General features: G+C 68.1%; 14 protein-coding genes. 10 read left to right on the top strand and 4 right to left on the bottom strand.

Features of this window, described 5'->3' with window-relative positions; genetic code table 11:
* Window position 1: 1 nt before the first annotated feature.
* A complete protein-coding gene (locus tag RJT68_RS11180) occupies window positions 2-1,168 on the bottom strand; it encodes a thiolase C-terminal domain-containing protein (protein ID WP_407036637.1) in 1,167 nt (388 codons plus the stop codon).
* 525 nt (window positions 1,169-1,693) lie between these two features.
* On the opposite strand from RJT68_RS11180, the gene RJT68_RS11175 reads away from it, so the two are divergent.
* Window positions 1,694-2,761, top strand: coding sequence for a M42 family metallopeptidase (locus RJT68_RS11175; RefSeq protein WP_407036636.1), 1,068 nt, complete (start codon window positions 1,694-1,696; stop codon window positions 2,759-2,761).
* Between the two features lies 1 nt (window position 2,762).
* On the opposite strand, the gene trkA is transcribed toward RJT68_RS11175, so the two are convergent.
* Window positions 2,763-4,106, bottom strand: a complete 1,344-nt coding sequence (gene trkA, locus RJT68_RS11170; protein WP_407036635.1) for a Trk system potassium transporter TrkA — start codon at window positions 4,104-4,106, stop codon at window positions 2,763-2,765.
* Window positions 4,107-4,239: 133 nt separating this feature from the next.
* On the opposite strand from trkA, the gene RJT68_RS11165 reads away from it, so the two are divergent.
* Complete coding sequence (locus tag RJT68_RS11165; protein ID WP_407036634.1) at window positions 4,240-5,424, top strand: plastocyanin; 1,185 nt, start codon at window positions 4,240-4,242, stop codon at window positions 5,422-5,424.
* Between the two features lie 16 nt (window positions 5,425-5,440).
* On the opposite strand, the gene RJT68_RS11160 is transcribed toward RJT68_RS11165, so the two are convergent.
* Together RJT68_RS11160 and RJT68_RS11155 are read right to left on the bottom strand one after the other, a co-directional pair.
* Window positions 5,441-5,962 carry an SRPBCC family protein gene (locus tag RJT68_RS11160; protein ID WP_407036633.1) on the bottom strand — a complete coding sequence of 174 codons (522 nt, stop codon included), beginning with the start codon at window positions 5,960-5,962 and terminating at the stop codon, window positions 5,441-5,443.
* Between the two features lie 108 nt (window positions 5,963-6,070).
* Window positions 6,071-7,306, bottom strand: coding sequence for a M48 family metalloprotease (locus tag RJT68_RS11155; protein ID WP_407036632.1), 1,236 nt, complete (start codon window positions 7,304-7,306; stop codon window positions 6,071-6,073).
* Window positions 7,307-7,482: 176 nt separating this feature from the next.
* Here RJT68_RS11155 and RJT68_RS11150 point away from each other — a divergent pair, with 176 nt between their 5' ends.
* The 8 genes from RJT68_RS11150 (at window position 7,483) to RJT68_RS11115 (ending at window position 16,435) form a co-directional block, all read left to right on the top strand.
* Window positions 7,483-8,226, top strand: coding sequence for an NAD(P)/FAD-dependent oxidoreductase (locus RJT68_RS11150; RefSeq protein ID WP_407036631.1), 744 nt, complete (start codon window positions 7,483-7,485; stop codon window positions 8,224-8,226).
* A 255-nt stretch (window positions 8,227-8,481) separates the two neighbouring features.
* Window positions 8,482-9,687: a bifunctional phosphopantothenoylcysteine decarboxylase/phosphopantothenate--cysteine ligase CoaBC gene (coaBC, locus tag RJT68_RS11145; protein ID WP_407036630.1), complete on the top strand. Its 1,206-nt coding sequence runs from the start codon at window positions 8,482-8,484 to the stop codon at window positions 9,685-9,687.
* Window positions 9,688-9,794: 107 nt separating this feature from the next.
* Window positions 9,795-10,373 (top strand): DUF7344 domain-containing protein, encoded by a 579-nt coding sequence (locus RJT68_RS11140; protein WP_407040361.1) that lies wholly within the window; start codon window positions 9,795-9,797, stop codon window positions 10,371-10,373.
* Between the two features lie 94 nt (window positions 10,374-10,467).
* Window positions 10,468-11,037, top strand: a complete 570-nt coding sequence (gene hpt / locus RJT68_RS11135; protein ID WP_407036629.1) for a hypoxanthine/guanine phosphoribosyltransferase — start codon at window positions 10,468-10,470, stop codon at window positions 11,035-11,037.
* Window positions 11,038-11,232: 195 nt separating this feature from the next.
* Window positions 11,233-12,900, top strand: coding sequence for an ABC transporter substrate-binding protein (locus tag RJT68_RS11130; RefSeq protein WP_407036628.1), 1,668 nt, complete (start codon window positions 11,233-11,235; stop codon window positions 12,898-12,900).
* A gap of 216 nt (window positions 12,901-13,116) precedes the next feature.
* Window positions 13,117-14,079: an ABC transporter permease gene (locus tag RJT68_RS11125; RefSeq protein WP_407036627.1), complete on the top strand. Its 963-nt coding sequence runs from the start codon at window positions 13,117-13,119 to the stop codon at window positions 14,077-14,079.
* A complete protein-coding gene (locus RJT68_RS11120; protein WP_407036626.1) occupies window positions 14,076-15,317 on the top strand; it encodes an ABC transporter permease in 1,242 nt (413 codons plus the stop codon). Before RJT68_RS11125 ends, RJT68_RS11120 begins: the two co-directional genes overlap by 4 nt.
* The gene (locus RJT68_RS11115; RefSeq protein WP_407036625.1) at window positions 15,317-16,435 is read left to right on the top strand and encodes an ABC transporter ATP-binding protein; all 1,119 of its coding nucleotides are present in this window, start codon (window positions 15,317-15,319) and stop codon (window positions 16,433-16,435) included. The genes RJT68_RS11120 and RJT68_RS11115 overlap by 1 nt, the downstream gene beginning before the upstream one ends.
* Window positions 16,436-16,442: the final 7 nt, after the last annotated feature.

Below are 16,442 nucleotides of genomic sequence, written 5' to 3'. Positions count from 1 at the left end.
CTCACGCAACCACCTCCAGCACATGAACCGTCGCACTCGCGACCGTTCCACCCGCGTTGTGGGCGACGGCGGTCGTGGCGTCCTCGACGAACTCGCTGTTCGGGTGGTCGCCGGCGAGCAGCGAGGCGACCTCGGCGATCTGCGAGGCGCCGGTCGCCCCCACCGGGTGGCCCTTGGCCTTCAGCCCGCCCGAGAGGTTGATCGGCGTCTCGCCGTCGGCCGTCGTCCGACCGTCTCGAGCCGCGGAGATGCCCTCGCCGACGGGCTCGAGGTCGAGCGCCTCGATCGCGAGCACCTCGGCGATGGTGAAGCAGTCGTGGACTTCGGCGAAGTCGACGTCGCCGGCGCGAACGCCGGCATCCGCGTACGCTTCCTCGCCGGCCTCGCGCGCCGCGGGCGAGCGGGCGAGGTGCTCGCGGTCCTGCAGCGCCATGCGGTCGCCACCCTGGCCCGTGCCCGTGATCGCCACGGGGGCCTCGAGGTCGTGCTCCTCGGCGTACGCCTCGCTCGTGAGGACGACCGCCGACGCGCCGTCGGAGATCGGACAGGCGTCGTAGAGGCCGAGGGGGGTCGCGACCAGCGGGGCCTCGAGGACGTCCGATACCTCGATCGCGCGCTGGTACTGGGCCTTCTCGTTCGGAAGGGCATTCTCGTGGTTCTTCACGGCGACGTGGGCGAGGTCCTCGCGCTCGCCGCCGAACGTCTCGAAGTAGGCCTGGGCCATCAGCGCGTAGGCGCCGGGGAACGTCATCCCCGCCCGGACTTCCCAGAGGTCGTCGGCGGCGATGGCGAGCGCCTCCGTCGCGCCCGCGGTGCCCAGGTTGGTCATCCGCTCCGCGCCGCCGACGAGTACGACGTCGTGCTCGCCGTTTCGGATCGCGCGGACCGCGTCGCGGACGGCCACGCCGCTCGAGGCGCAGGCTGCCTCGTAACGGGTCGCCGGGGCCCTGACCCCCGCGGCTTCCGCCATCAGGGGACCCTGGTGGCCCTGGTGTTCGGAGATCTCGCCCATGAAGTTACCGTAGCAGACCGACTCCACGTCCGTTCTCGGGACGCCGCTGTCGGCGAACGCCTTGGTGCTGGCTTCTGCGAAGAGGTCCCGACTCGTGCGCTCCGGCGAGCTACCGAAGTGCGTCAAGCCGACGCCTGCAACGCGTACGTCGCTCATACACCAACGTAGCGTATGGACCCGTTAATAGTACGCGGTTACTATTTTCACCGATGCCGTTCTCGACGCGAGCGGCCGCTCGAGTTACGCACCCCCGGCCGGGACTTCCGGCCGCTTCGACGCCCCGACGGACGACGGTGCGGACCGACCTACGCGGACACGAACCGGCCGGCCTGCGGTTCGCCCGGGTCGGTGGGGATCTCGAAGAGCGTCGGGCGGTACGCGCGAAGGGCCGACTCGATCGCCACCCGGATCTTTTCGGGCGTCGCCGCCCGTCGAGCGCCCCGTCTCGTGCCGGACGACGCCGGATCGGACGTCGTCGCGTTCTCCGATCGTCTCGTTCGGCGTCAGCGACTGTCCACGGAATACCGAACGCGGTGTCGATCCCGTTATCGACGAGACGGTCCACGACGCCGCGAGTACCGAACAGACTCCCGTCCCGACTCGTGCGATCGTAACCGTTCGAGCGAGGGACACCCGGCTTCGCCCGTCGAGTTCATAGGGTCGGACGCCACAGGGGGACACATGGCAGACGCCGCGTTCGATTTCGACCTGCTCGCCGAACTGACCGAAGAACACGGGGTGCCGGGATACGAAGACGACGTCCGCGAACTCGTCGAACGGAAGTTCGAAGGGACCGTCGACCGCGTTCGCACGGACGCCATGGGGAACGTCGTCGGCACGCTCGAGGGCGAGTCCGACTTCTCCGTGGCCGTCGCCGCCCACATGGACGAGATCGGCTTCATGGTGAAAAATGTCAAAGGCAAGGACGACGGCTTCGGCTTCGTCGAACTCGACGCCCTCGGCGGCTGGGACGCCCGCGTCCTCAAGGCCCAGCGGGTGCGGATCCACACCGAAGACGGCGACCTCCCGGGCGTCATCGGCTCGCCGCCGCCGCACACCCAGGACGAGGAGGAGCGCGAGAAAACCCCGAAGGTCGAGGACGTCGCCGTCGACGTCGGCCTTCCCTACGACGAACTCGAGGAGCGCGTCTCCCCCGGCGACCTCGTGACGATCGACCAGTCGACCGAACTCGTCGGCGAGACCGTCACCGGAAAAGCCCTCGACGACCGGGTGTGTCTGTTCGCGATGCTCGAGGCGGCCCGCCGGATCGAGGATCCCGCGGTCACGATCCACTTCTGTGCGACGGTCCAGGAGGAGGTCGGCCTCCGTGGCGCCCGCGCGCTTGGCGTCGACGTCGACCCGGACCTCGCGATCGCCCTCGACGTGACCGTCGCCAACGACGTCCCCGGCTTCGACGAGGGCGAGTACGTCACCCGGCTCGGCGAGGGCGCGGCGATCAAGCTCAAGGACGGGAGCGTCATCACGAGCCCGAAGGTCCACCGCCGGTTGAAGGCGGTCGCCGAGGAGAACGACGTCGACCACCAGTTCGAGATCCTCCCCGCCGGCGGCACCGACACGGCGGGCTTTCAGCTGTCGGCGGGGGCGAAACCCGTCGGCGCGATCTCCATCCCCACGCGGTACCTCCACACGGCCACCGAAACCGCCCACGTCGACGACGTCGCCGCGACGATCGACCTCCTGACGGCGTTCCTCGAGAGCGAGGACGGGTCGTACGACTACACGCTCTGAGTCAGAGCGCCGCGGCGACCGCGTCGAGCACCTCGGTGTCGACGAAGACGACCACGTGATCGCCCGGCTGTACGACCGTCTCCCCGCGCGGGGTGATGAAGTCGCCGTCGCGGGTGATCGCGCCGACGACGACGCCCTCCGGCAACTCGGGCATCACGTCTCGAATCCGGGCGTCGGCGAGCAGACTGTCCCCCTGGATCTCGATTTCGAGGACCTCCGCGCGGTCGTGCTCGAGCATGGAGACGTTCTCGGTTCGCTGCTCCCGCGTGAACCGGGTGATCTCCTCGGCTGTGACGAGGCGCGGGTTGACCGCGACGTCGATGCCGACGGTCTCGAAGAGGTCCGCGTACTCGCCGTTCTCGACGACGCCGACGGTGCGCTCGACGCCGACCCGCTTCGCGAGCAGGGAGGCGAGCAGGTTGCGCTCGTCGCTCTCGAGGGCCGTGACCACGATGTCCGACTCGTCGACGTGCTCGCGGACGAGGAAGTCGATGTCCGTCGCGTCGCTCTCGAACACGAGCGTCTTGCGCAATTGTTCGGCCAGTTCCCGCGCCCGCTCCGGATCGCGCTCGACCAGCCTGGGTTCGAGCCCCTCCTCCTCGAAGAGGCGGGCGGTCTGCAACCCGATCTCGCCGCCCCCGATGACGACGATCTCGTCGGCCTCCTCGAGCGACGGCGCGGGGGTCAACGAACTCGCGAAGGCCCGGACGCTCTCCCCCGGTCCGATGACGACGACGTCGTCGCCGGGCCGGATGATCGTCTCGCCCGTCGGGATCACGATGTCGTCCTCGCGGATGATCGCCGCGAACGTCAGCGACTCGAACCGGTCGGCGTCGGAGACCGTCTCACCGGCGATCGGGCTGTCGTCGTCGACCTCGAACTCGGCCATGTGGACGACCCCGTTCGCGAACGTATCGACGTCCTGAGCCCCCGGCAACCCCGCGATCCGGACGATCTGCGCGGCCGTCTCGAGGTCGCTCGAGACCATGAAATCGACCCCGAACGCGCGTTCCGAGCGCTTCCAGGTCCGGAACAGGTTCGTTTGTCTCACGCGCGCGATGGTAAACGGATTCGAATCCGAGGCCGCCTTGGCGGCGCCGCAGATGACCACGTTGGTCTCGTCGTCGTCGGTACTCGCGATGACCAGGTCGGCGTCGGCGAGTCCTGCCTCCTCGAGCACGTCGAGGGAGGTGCCGTTTCCCTCGATCGCGAGCACGTCGTGAGAGTAAGTGATCGACTCGACGCGGTCGCCGTCCACGTCGATCACGACGACGTGGTGGTCGCCGGCGAGGTCGTCGGCGATGTTCGACCCAACTTCGCCGGCGCCGACGATGATCACGCGCACGGGTGCGCCCCCTCCTCCATGGTCGGCCGTTACCCGTCGAGCGGGAAGTCGGTTACCCCGGCATAGTGCGTTACCGTGCCCCGTCAGACGGCCAAACACCAATCCTTATATCCCATACGTATGAGATAGAAATATGAAACGACGGACTGTCCTCGTCGGGTCCGGTATCGCCCTGTCGACCGGTCTCGGCGGGTGTCTGGACGACGGCGACCTCGAGCGAACGGATGGATCGGACGGATCTGACGGATCGGACGAATCCGACGGATCGAACGGTGAGGGGAACGAACAGGACGGAGACGACGGTGAGGGTGAAGGCGACGGTGAACCGGCCACGAGTGACGCGTGCGCCACCGTCCGGGCGGTCGTCGAGGCCATCGTCGATGGCGAATACGAGCGGGCGGCGAAATACCATCCCCACGAGTACGAACCGACCACCGACGCCGAAACCGTCGCGTCCAACTACGAGTCGATGGATCGGCCCGACTCGATACGAACCGTCGAGTGCGTGGATCAGGAGTCGAACGACGAGTTCGCCGAGACGTACGGCGACGAGTTCGACGTCGAAGTCTCGAAGGCGGTCGACGTCGAATCCCGCCTCGACGTCGAGATCGGTTCGACGTCCGCTGAAGCGGTGGTTTTCGCGGTCGCCCTCGAGATCGAGGAGGAGTGGTACGCCTGGGTCGAGGGGGACCTGCTCCCGATGCCGTCCGGCGCCGTCGACGTCGAGGGCGACGGGACGGATTCGGTCACCGTGACGCTCGTCGACCGGGACGGATCGTCGACCGTGTACGTCGAAGGTGGCGAGATCGACGACCCCGACGAGTATCGGCTCACCGAAGTCGGGGAATCGGTCACGCTGGAGGCGGAGGCAGTCGGCCACGGACGGTTCGAGGTCGTCGCCTCGTCCGGAGAGGGCGAGACGGGTCGGACCAGGAGGATCGAGGGGATCGACGTTCAGTCGCCGGCCGCCTCCGTCGAGGAGTGGCGCGACGTCGACGAGATCGTGTTCTCCGCACAGACGGTCGCCTGGGAGGGGCTGGAACCGTCGTTCATCGCCGGTCAGGAGAACCCCGTGCTCGTGCTCGAGGCGGGTCGCGAGTACGAGATCGGCTGGACGGAGGGCGACGGGGCCGCGCACAACCTCCAGATCCGCGACGAGAACGACGAGGTCGTCGACGACTACGAGACCGAACCGGTCTCCGACCCTGACGACGGACGATTCATCCGGTTTACCGCGACTCGGGAGATGGCGTCCTACGCCTGCGATCCGCACCAGAGCACCATGCACGGCGAAATCGACGTGCGGGACTCCCTCTGAGAACTCAATCAGCCCGCTACGGCGCCTCGTGCACCGTCAACTCCACCTCGCGTCGCCCCCCCTCGATGTCCGCGACCAGGCGCTCGACGAGGGTCTCGGCTTCGCTCAGTAACTTCGGCCTGACCTTGTCGACGACCCTCGAGATCGAGACGAACCGCGGCAGCGAGATGGCGTCCCTGTCGGCCGAGTGCGGGTCGTACACCGCCTCGAAGTAAACCCGGCTCGCGGCCTCCTCGTTCGCCGGGGCCGACTCGGGTTCGGACTCCACCCGCCACTCGCCGTGCGCGTCGACGTCCTTCACGAGCCGCCACTCGAGGGAGTGGGGTGCGTCGACCGAGAGCACCTTCGAACTGGCGGTGTAGCTGAGCTTCCACCAGGCGAGCCTGAGGTCGTAGATCGTCCCGGGGCCGCCGTCCCCGCGCACTCGCACCTCCTTCAGGTAGTCCGTGTACCGGGTGTAGTTCGTGAACGTCCGAACGTACGGAAAGACGACCTCCGGCGGTCGGTAGACCAGCGTGCTGAGGAGGATTCTGTCCACGGTCGACGTACGACCGGTTCGAAAGTAAGGATTACTATCCACCGAGGCGGAATCAGACCGACACGACGCCACTCGATTGGCTCGGCCCGCTCCCGCTGGAGTCTCCCCTCACCCGCTCGAGGAGGATCGCTCGCGTTCGCCGTCCCGGGCCCGCTCGTGCTCCGTGGAGCCGTCACGAGGCGGTTCGGCGTCCTCGAGGCGGCGAACAGCGTCGATCCGATCGTCGATCGGTGGGTGGTGCGTCGCCAATGCGTACAGCAGGCCGGCGTCGCGTCGCATGTCGTTCGAGTCGGCGATTTTCTCCAGCGCCGACACCGTCGCGTCGACCCCGGCCGCTCGAGCGGCGTAGGCGTCGGCGCGGTACTCCTGGCGGTAGGCGAGTCCTCCGAGCAAGGAGACGTGGTAGATCCCGTAACCGATCGCGATCGGGAACGCGACGCCGGCGAGCCCGAATCGCTTCTCGAGGACGGCCAAACCGACGTGTTCGGCGGCGAGGACCCACGTCACGACCGCAGCCACGGTCAGCAGGGCGCGTTGCCAGAGGTGATGGCCGGCCACGTGGCCGAACTCGTGGGCGAGGATCGCGCGAACTTCGTCGTCGTCGAACTCCTCGAGGAGGTAATCGGTGAGGAAAACGTACCTGACTCCCGGAATCGTGCCGGCGACGAGGGCGTTCGCCACCCTGGTGGACGCTCCCTCGAGGAGGGACAGTCCCCGCGGCCGGTAGCCGAGGTCCGCACACAGTTGCTCGACGCGCTCCCGTCGGTCGCCCTCGAGCGGGACCCGCTCCTGAAAGATCGCCACCAGGTACGGCGTGAGGGTGAACGACGCCACGATCACGACGCCTACCGCGCCGACGATGACCGGCTGGGTCGACCCGAGGACCGACGTGATCGCGAGGTAGCCGCCGATCCCGACGCCGACCGAGACGGCGGTAATGGCCATCACCGCGAGGACGCCCTTGACCTGGCGCCACGGCGAGGCGGACGTCTCCCGGAGCGATCGCAGCGTCGAGTACGTTCCCAGGGTGACGGCGATCAGCGGTGCGGTCGCGAACGCGAAGACGACGGCGACGATCAGGACGAACTCGAGGGCGGGGTGATCGAGGAATCGAGGGGCGACGGCGTCGAAGAAGGCGAGCACCCGATCGGTCGCGTCGAGTTCGGCGAGCCCCACGACACCGACGAACGGGAGGAGGAAGCCCCCCGCCTGCTGGGCCCTGTCGAGCCGGTGGACGCGAACCTCGACTGGTTCGTCGAGTCCCTCGACGCGCCGAGCGTAGGCTCGAAACGCGACGAACGGCACGACCGTGATCGCGAGGACGACGGCGACGGTCGTAATCACGCGTCACCGTACCACTGTCTACGTGTAAACTGTTACCATTCGAACACCACGGGGACGCGACCGTCGGTTCGATCGGCCGCGTCTCGGCGTCCGCCGACCCCGGTGGGCCGTCGCTCCCCCACCCGTCGGCGAACCGATTGATTACCCTTTATACGAACGGTCGGTAACGCAGTATCATGACCACGCGCGACGTCTGCATCGTCGGCGGCGGCGTCTCCGGACTGACCGCCTCGATCTTCACCGCTCGAGCGGGACTCGACACCCTCGTCGTCGACGGCGGGGAGTCGATCCTCGCGCGAAACGCCAGCCTCGAGAACTACCCCGGCTTCCCCGACGGCCTCGACGCCCGTCGGTTCCTCGACCTGACCCGCGAGCAGGCCCGGAGCGCCGGCGCCGAGTTCGAACTGGGTGTGGTCGAGCGCGTCACCCAGCGCGACCCCGACGACCCCGAGGCCGGCTTCCGACTCGAGACCGAGGGCGGCGACCCCCTCGAGGCGCGACGGGTAATCGCCGCCTCGTGGCCCGACAGCGAGTACCTCGTCCCCCTGGACGTCGGCCGCAGCCAGCAGGGGAGCAAGTACGTGGTGGAGACCGACGAGGCCGGCCGAACGGCCGTCGACGGCGTCTACGGCGCCGGAAAGATCGCAGACGAACCCCACCAGTTGGTCGTCACCGCTGGCCACGGCGCGAAGGTCGCCCTCGCGGTCGTCCACGACTCCGAAGTCCCGTTCTACCACGACTGGGTCACCCCCGAGGGGTACTTCACCGGCCGCGGGCGCGAGGTTCCCCCGGGCTGTGAGGAGATCGACGACGAAGAGCGACGGCGACGGGACGAGCGGGCGCGGGAGACGATCCTCGAGGCGTTCGCGGAGCCGCTGGACGAGGAGCCGACGATGCACCCGAGCGTGGATCGATCGTAAGCACCGGACTCTCGACGTGCGTCCGCGCTCGGGGCCGACACTTACGGCTCGATCACCCGAGTCGCCGACTTCAGTTCGCTCACGGAAACGGTCCAAATGCATTGATTGGCGTGCTGCGTAGTCACCTTCGACAGTGAAACCGATCGAAAGGGGGTGGAAAGCTCGCGGGGCGACGTCGACTCGAAGGTGCGTTTCCGCCGCTGGACGCCGAACCGACAGTAATCCTAAAGCCACCACGTCCGAATTGCGCAACACATGCTCGAGGGAGTCAACGTCGCGCTGGGTGTCACGGGCTCGATCGCGGCCGTCAAGACGGTCGAGCTGGCCCACGAGTTGCGACGACGGGGCGCGAACGTTCGGGGCGTGATGACCGGCAGTGCGCGGGGAATCGTCCACCCGTGGGCGGTCGAGTTCGCCACCGACAACCCGGTCGTCACCGAGATCACGGGGCAGGTGGAGCACGTCGAACTCTGCGGTTACGACGGCTGGGCGGACGTCCTCCTGATCGCGCCGGCGACCGCCAACACCGTCGGCAAGATCGCCGGTGCGGTCGACGACACGCCCGTGACGACCTGCGCGACGACAGCGCTGGGTTCCGGAACACCCGTCGTGATCGCGCCCGCGATGCACGAGCCGATGTACGACCACCCGGGCGTGCTCGAGGCCATCGAGACGGTCGAGGGGTGGGGCGTCGACTTCGTTTCTCCCCGGATCGAGGAGGGGAAGGCGAAGATCGCCAGCGAGGAGTCGATCGTCTGCGAGGTGGCCAGGGCGGCCGGCGAACGGCCGCTCGAGGGAACGCGGATCGTGATCACGAGCGGCGCGACGGGGGAGGCGATCGACCCCGTTCGGATCCTGACGAACCGTTCGTCGGGGAAGATGGGTCGGGCCGTCGCGAAGGCGTGTTACGCCCGCGGCGCGGACGTGACGCTCGTCCACGGGTTCGTCGGTCCCCAGCCCCTCTCGAGCGGCCCGTCGGCGCCGGCTGACGTCGCCTACGCGGACGTCGTCGACGTCGAGAGCGCCGCGGAGATGCACGAGACCACGGTCGACGCCTGCGAGGGGGCCGACGCCCTCGTCTCGGTGGCGGCGATCAGCGACTACACCGTCGAGGAGAGCCCGGAGAAGATCCGTTCCGGCCAGGACCGCTCGCTCGACCTCGAGCCGACGCCGAAGCTCATCGATGAGGCCCGCGATCGGTACCCCGACCTTCCGATCGTCGGGTTCAAGACGGAGACGTCGGGTGACGACGGGGCGATGATCGACGCGGCGCGGTCGACGCTCGAGCGCGCCGGCCTGGCGTTCGTCGTCGCGAACGACGCGAGCGTCATGGGCGAGGATCGAACCCGCGCGCTGCTGGTTCACGAGGCGGACGCGGCACGATACGAGGGGACGAAAGGCGGATTGGGCGGCGAGATCGCCGACTCGCTCGCGGTCGTGATCGGCGACGGCGTCTCATAAGGCCCCGGCAGTTGCTTGCGCGGTCGTCAAGAGAATTATATAGGTGGAATTCATGCGACGGAATAATGGATCGCAGACCGGTTTCGATCGATCGCCAGGGGTGACCGATCGTGTTGAAAGAATCCGCAACCCCCGACTCCCTCACGAAGGGTGAGATCTTCGAAGTCCTCCGCAATCAGCGCCGGCGATACGTCCTCCAGTACCTGAAACAGGACGGTCAACCCGTCGAACTCGGCGATCTCGCCCAGCAGGTCGCCGCCTGGGAGTACGAGACGACCGTCGACGAGGTAACGCCGGCCCAGCGAAAACGCGTCTACACGACCCTCCAGCAGACGCACCTGCCGAAGATGGACGAGTCCGGTATCCTCTCGTTCGATTCCGACCGGGGCATCATCGAGCCGACCGATCGGACCCGCGACATCAACGTCTACCTCGAGATCGTTCCCGGCCACGAGTTCGCCTGGCGAGAACTGTACCTCTCCCTCGGCGCGATCGGGTGTGCGCTCGTCGCGGCGCTCTGGCTCGAGATCTATCCGCTCACGATGCTCTCCGACCTCACCTGGTTGGGAGTCCTCTCCGTGACGATCACCGCGACCGCCGCCGCCCACATCTACCACGAACGCCACATGCGCCTCGGATACGGTCACCAGCCGCCGGAACTCAGCTACGGCGAGGCCGACGACTGACCGAGTCGCCGCGCGCGACCGCGTGCCGGGGGCGCCGTCGGTACCGCGGCCCGCGGATCGTCAACTTTTACTCGGATACGTCCCCACCCACGACATGGATCAGTTGAAGCGGTCGCTGCTCGAGGCGCCGATCATCGAGAAGGAAGGGTACCACTACTTCGTCCACCCCATCAGCGACGGCGTCCCGAAGCTCGATCCCACGCTCCTGCGCGAAATCGTCATCCGGATCATCCGCAAGGCCAAACTCGAGGAGGTCGATCGCATCGTCACCCCCGCGGCGATGGGCATCCACATCTCGACGGCCGTCTCGCTCATGACCGACATCCCGCTGACGGTCATCCGCAAGCGCGAGTACGGCCTCGAGGGCGAGGTCGCGATCTCCCAGAAGACCGGCTACTCCGAGAGCCAGATGTACATCAACGACGTCCGGGAGGGCGAGCGCGTCCTCGTGCTCGACGACGTCCTCTCGACCGGGGGCACCCTCTCGTCGGTCATCGCCGCGCTCGAGGAGATCGGCGCGGAGGTCGTCGACACCGTCGCCGTCATCAAGAAGGTCGGCGGGGAGAACAAGGTCGAAGACGCCGGCTACCACGTCAAGACGCTGATCAACGTCGACGTCGTCGACGGCGAGGTCGTGATCGTCGACGACGACGGCGACGACTGACGGTCCCGACGACGGCGTCGCCCTCCGACGCCGGCACGTCCGCACACCCCCCTCCGCGTTTCCGCTGCGTTGCGGCCGTTTCCGTCGAGCCGTGGCCGGGTATCGCCGCCGCGAATCCGGAGACGCCCGGCGGGCCTCCGACCGTTTTCCCGCTGATCACAATTCCTATGAGAGAGCGGTGTCGACGTAGTGACGATGGTAACGAACGGGGAGTCGGAACGCGAACTCGGCCGTGATCGCGTTCGACGACGCCCCTTCTTGCGGGGAGTCGGATCGCTCGCCGTCGGCGTCGCCGGCGTCGCGGGCGTCGCCGGCTGTATCACCCCCGACGACGGACCGTCGGTCGACGACGAGGCGACCCGACTCATCGCCGACGGCTTCGAGGAAGCGGGCGTCGACCCCCCTCTCGAGGTCGACCTCGTCACGAACGAGCAGTCCTACCGGAGCCGCTGGGCCGAGTTCCTCATGGACGAACTCGAGGCGACGGGCTTCTTCGACGTCTCGTTCGAACCGTACGAGTGGACCACCTACCAGCGCGTCGCGAGCCGAGCGGCCGACGAGGAGCGCGTCGCGCTCATCTGCTTCGGCTGGACGGGCGGCTGGGATCCCCACGATTACGTCAACCGCGTGTTTCACTCGGCGCACCACACGCCCGACGGAACCAACCTCAACCACTACGAGAGCGAGGACGCCGACGCGCTGATCGAAGCGGGGATCGAAACGTCCGATCGCGACGAGCGCGTCGACATCTACCGCGATCTGCAGGAACACCTCGCCGCGGAGGTTCCCGTCTCGTTCGTTCGGTTCGGAGAAGCGTACCACGTCTGGTCCGACGACGTCGAGGGGTGGCGAGCCTATCCGACCTCCAGCGGCACCTACTATCCGGTGTACGCCCCGTTCGCCGGTGTGTGTACGGAACTCGCGGCCGATCGAGACGAACTCGTCGTCGCCATTCCGTCCGACGTCGTGAGCGCCGATCCCGTGACGGTTCAGGACGCGACCTCGTTACAGGCGATCGCCCTCGTCTACGAGTCGCTGCTCAACGTCGACTTCGACGGCGACGTGGTCCCCCAGCTCGCGACGGACTGGGAACGACTCGACTCGGGGGCCTACCGGTTCCACCTCAGAGACGACGCCCGGTTCCACAACGGCGAACGCCTCACCGCCGAGCACGTCGTCGGCTCGTTCGAACGCTACGAGGGAACGATCCGCGAGTCGGTCGTCTACGACTGGTACGACGACGCGGAGATCGTCGACGAGCACACGATCGACGTCCACCTCCGACGGGCGTTCGCCCCGTTCGAAACCGCCGTCGCCCAGGTGCCGATCGTCCCCCTGGCCGCGATCGACGGCGATCACGACCTCCGGACGGAACCGCTCGGCACCGGCCCGTACCGGTTCGACGAGCACCAACCCGGGAGCCGGTGGCGGATCGCCCGGTTCGAAGACCACTGGTACGAAGGCGGCGCCGTTCCGGCGACGCCACCGATCGAGACCGTCACCTTCGAGGTGATCGTCGAATCCTCCGTCCGCGATGGGGCCATCAAGGCCGGCGACGTCGACGTGAGCACTGGCGTCCTCATGGACAGCGTCTCCGAGTTCGAGGACGACCCCTCGTTCGGCGTCGACCGGCGGATTACCGGCGAGTACGAGTGTCTCGTCTACCCGCTGTACGCGACGCCGTTCGATAACGAGAAGGTTCGACGCGGGTGCAACGCGTTGATCCCGCGCGAGAGAATCGTCGACTCGATCTACCACGGGATCGGCGAACCGGCGTACACGCCCATCTCGCCGCTGCTCGAGGCGTACGCCGACGCGGAATTTCGAGAGCGGATCGCGGACGAGTACGTCCGACTCGAGTGAGCGCTCGGGGACGCCTCCGACTCGAGACGGTGCGGCCCGTCGATCCGTCGTCCGCCGCGGATCGGCCGCCTCGAACGAGCGGTTCGGGCCGTACCAGGTCGAATTAAGTACTCCGGGTTCGAATCGAACCTGATCCGACGCCGAGACCGAAACCGAACCGACACTACACTGATACCGGCACCTATCGAGACCGGCGCCGAACCGAGACCGACACCGATGTCCCTCCGACGATACGCGATCAAACGGCTGCTGCTGGCGATCCCCGTCCTGTTCGGGGTATCGGTACTGACGTTTTCGTTCGTCCACCTGCTGCCGGGCGACGCCGTCGACGTGCTGAGCGGGGGGACCGCCGCCGGCGACGCCGAACTCCGGGAGGCGATCCGGGCGGAGTACGCGCTCGACCGTCCGCTCCACGAGCAGTACCTCCTGTGGCTTCGGGACGTGCTCGTCCTCGAGTTCGGCACCTCGCCCGTGACCGGCCGGTCCGTCGGCGGCGAGATCGCCGATCGACTTCCGCGCACGCTGATCCTCGGGTCCGCCGCCTGGGCGCTCTCGCTCGTCATCGGGATACCGGCGGGAATCGTCGCGGCCGTCCGTCCCGGTGAACCCGCAGACGACGTCAGCCGCGTGGCGGCCCTCGCCGGCGTGGCGACGCCGAACTTCTGGCTCGGTCTCGTCCTGCTGCTGATCTTCGGCGTCCACCTGAACTGGGTGCGCGTCATCCCGCCCGACGCACCGCTGTGGAGCGTCGAGACGGTCCGATTTCTGATCCTGCCGACGATCACCCTCGGAACCGCCTCCGCGGCGATCGTGATGCGCCTCCTTCGCTCGTCGATGCTGCGCGAACTCGACGCGGACTACGTCCGGACCGCCCGCGCGAAAGGGCTCCCCGAGCGGACCGTGATCGGCAAGCACGTCCTTCGGAACGCGTCGATCGCGGTCGTCACGGTGGCCGGATTGCAGCTGGCGTTCCTCGTCGACGGGGCGATCGTCGTCGAACAGGTGTTCTCCTGGCCGGGGATGGGCCGACTGCTCGTCCGGTCGGTCTCCCGGCGCGACGTCCCGACGATCCAGCTCGCCGTCCTCGTCTTCGGCGTCGCGGTCGTCCTCGCGAACCTCCTCGTCGACCTCGTCTACGCCCTCCTCGATCCGCGAATCCGATACGACAACGAACGATGACGGGCCAGAACCGCGACTCCGACCGGCGTTCGTCCTCGGCGCGTTCGCCGACTCGAGCGCGCGGCCGAATCCGGATCGTCGGGTACGAGAGTGACGTTGACGCCCTCGTCGATCACGAGGGCGATGCGGACACCCACGTCGGCCGGGAGAGTGAAGCGGATCACCGGCGCGATACCGCAGACGTTCGTGACGGGGGCGATCACGGAACCGCCGACGGAACCACGGTCGGCGACCATCGGAGAACCGATCCGGACCGGCCGTCGTACCGGTCTCGGCCTCGGCTCGAGCGAACCTGGCGTCGGTTTCGCTCCAATCGAGCGGCGACGATCGCGCTCCTGGTCGTCGGTACGATGGCGCTCCTCGCACTCTTCGCTCGCCCCCTCGAGGTGTCGACGATGGGCTACACCGTCACCGTTCAGCCGTTCTCGCTGGCCCCGCACGATCCGACCGCGCGCTACGTCGGCCCGGCGTACGAACCCCCGACGCTCCACGCGCCGTGGGAGGCGCAGTTCTGGAAGCCGGCGGCGTGGCGCCACCCGTTCGGGACCGACGCCGCCGGCCGCGACGTGTTCTCGCGCGTGCTCGTCGGCGCTCGCTACAGTCTGAGCATCGGCCTCCTCGCCGTCGGGCTGGCCCTCGCGGTCGGGATCCCCGTCGGCGCCGTCGCCGGCTACTACGGCGGGTGGATCGACGAACTCTGCATGCGCCTCGTCGACACGCTCTACGCGTTCCCCTTCCTCGTGCTCGCGATCGCGCTCGTCGCCGTTCTCGGCTCGGGCTTCTGGAACCTGATCTTCGCCCTCGTCGTGACGGGATGGCTCGGCTACGCCCGACTGATCCGCGGGGAGGTACTCTCAATCACCGAGCGCGAGTACGTCCTCGCGGCCCGGTCGCTCGGCGCCACGGATCGGCGGATCCTCGCCGTACACGTCGTTCCCAACGCCCTCGCGCCGGTGCTCGTGCAAGCGACGCTCAACGTGGGGACCATCGTGCTCGCGGCCGCCGCGCTCGGCTTCCTCGGCCTCGGTCTCGAGCCAGGCACGCCCGAGTGGGGAACGATGCTCGCCAGCGGTCGCGAGTCGCTCGTCCGGGGGCACTGGCACGTCACCGTCTTCCCCGGGCTCGCGATCTTCCTGTTCGTGCTGGCGATCAACCTGGTCGGCGACGCCGCCGGCGACGCGCTCCAGGACGGGACCGGGCGATCCAACCCCGAAACCGAGAAACGGAGGCTCCGCTGATGGCGCTGCTCGAGGTCGACGACCTGGTCGTGGAGTATCGAACCGAAGGTGGGCCGGTACGGGCCGTCGACGGCGTCAGCTACCGGATCGAACGCGGTGACGTCTTCGGTCTCGTGGGCGAGAGCGGCGCCGGCAAGAGCGCCGCCAGCCTCGCCCTGCTCCGGTTGCTCGACCGGAACGGGAAGATCGTCGACGGCGAGATCCGGTTCGACGGCCGCGACGTGCTCGCGCTCTCCCCCGCGGAGCTTCGCGAGTACCGCGGCACGCGCGTCGGGATGGTCTTTCAGGACACCGAATCCGCCCTCAATTCGACGTTCACCGTCGGAGAACAGATCGCAGAGCGGATCCGTGCACACGAGGACGCGGACCGGGAGGAAGCGCGAGCGCGAACGATCGACCTGCTCGAGGCCGTCGGCGTCCCGGATCCGGACGCCCGCTACGCGGCCTACCCCCACGAGCTCTCCGGCGGATTGAACCAGCGAGTCCTGATCGCGATGGCGCTCTCCTGCGAGCCGGACCTCCTGATCTGCGACGAGCCGACGACCGGGCTGGACGTGACGCTCCAGGCGCAGCTACTCGAACTCCTCTCGGAGGTGGCCGACGAATTCGAGACGGCGATTCAGCTCGTGACCCACGACCTCGGGGTCGTCGCCGCCCTGTGCGACCGCGTCGCGGTGCTGTACGCCGGTCGGATCGTCGAGCGGGGGACTGCCGAGGACGTGTTCTACGACCCGTCCCACCCCTACACGGCCGGCCTCCTGGCGTCGATCCCACGAATTGGCGACGGTCGCCGTCGCCTGCCGACGATTCCAGGACGGGCGCCCGACCCGATCGACCCGCCGACGGGCTGTCGGTTCCATCCGCGCTGTCCGTACGCCGAACCGATCTGCGCCCGTCGAGACCCCGAACTGGTCGACGTGGACGTCGGATCCGACGCGACGAACCGGTCGTCTCTCGAGCACACAGACGGCCACCTCGCCGCCTGCCTCGAGCACACCGGGGACCTCGAGGACGGTCTCGGGTACGACGTCGTGATTCGAGACGAACCGGGTCGACAGGGTCGAGACGAACGCCAGGAGGGACGCGACGGCGCACGGGGAGGTGAGCAACGTGAGTGACTCGAGC

The sequence above is a fragment of the Halovalidus salilacus genome, assembly GCF_031852275.1.
GTDB classification, from domain to species: Archaea; Halobacteriota; Halobacteria; order Halobacteriales; family Natrialbaceae; genus Halovalidus; species Halovalidus salilacus.
This window is presented reverse-complemented; position numbering and strand designations above follow the sequence as displayed.

Coding starts and splice junctions, on each gene's coding strand:
- RJT68_RS11150 (WP_407036631.1), top strand. CDS start 7,483: ATGACCACGCGCGACGTCTGCATCGTCGGCGGCGGCGTCTCCGGACTG.
- RJT68_RS11165 (WP_407036634.1), top strand. CDS start 4,240: ATGAAACGACGGACTGTCCTCGTCGGGTCCGGTATCGCCCTGTCGACC.
- RJT68_RS11180 (WP_407036637.1), bottom strand. CDS start 1,168: ATGAGCGACGTACGCGTTGCAGGCGTCGGCTTGACGCACTTCGGTAGC.
- RJT68_RS11115 (WP_407036625.1), top strand. CDS start 15,317: ATGGCGCTGCTCGAGGTCGACGACCTGGTCGTGGAGTATCGAACCGAA.
- RJT68_RS11130 (WP_407036628.1), top strand. CDS start 11,233: ATGGTAACGAACGGGGAGTCGGAACGCGAACTCGGCCGTGATCGCGTT.
- RJT68_RS11125 (WP_407036627.1), top strand. CDS start 13,117: ATGTCCCTCCGACGATACGCGATCAAACGGCTGCTGCTGGCGATCCCC.
- coaBC (WP_407036630.1), top strand. CDS start 8,482: ATGCTCGAGGGAGTCAACGTCGCGCTGGGTGTCACGGGCTCGATCGCG.
- hpt (WP_407036629.1), top strand. CDS start 10,468: ATGGATCAGTTGAAGCGGTCGCTGCTCGAGGCGCCGATCATCGAGAAG.
- RJT68_RS11120 (WP_407036626.1), top strand. CDS start 14,076: ATGACGGGCCAGAACCGCGACTCCGACCGGCGTTCGTCCTCGGCGCGT.
- RJT68_RS11175 (WP_407036636.1), top strand. CDS start 1,694: ATGGCAGACGCCGCGTTCGATTTCGACCTGCTCGCCGAACTGACCGAA.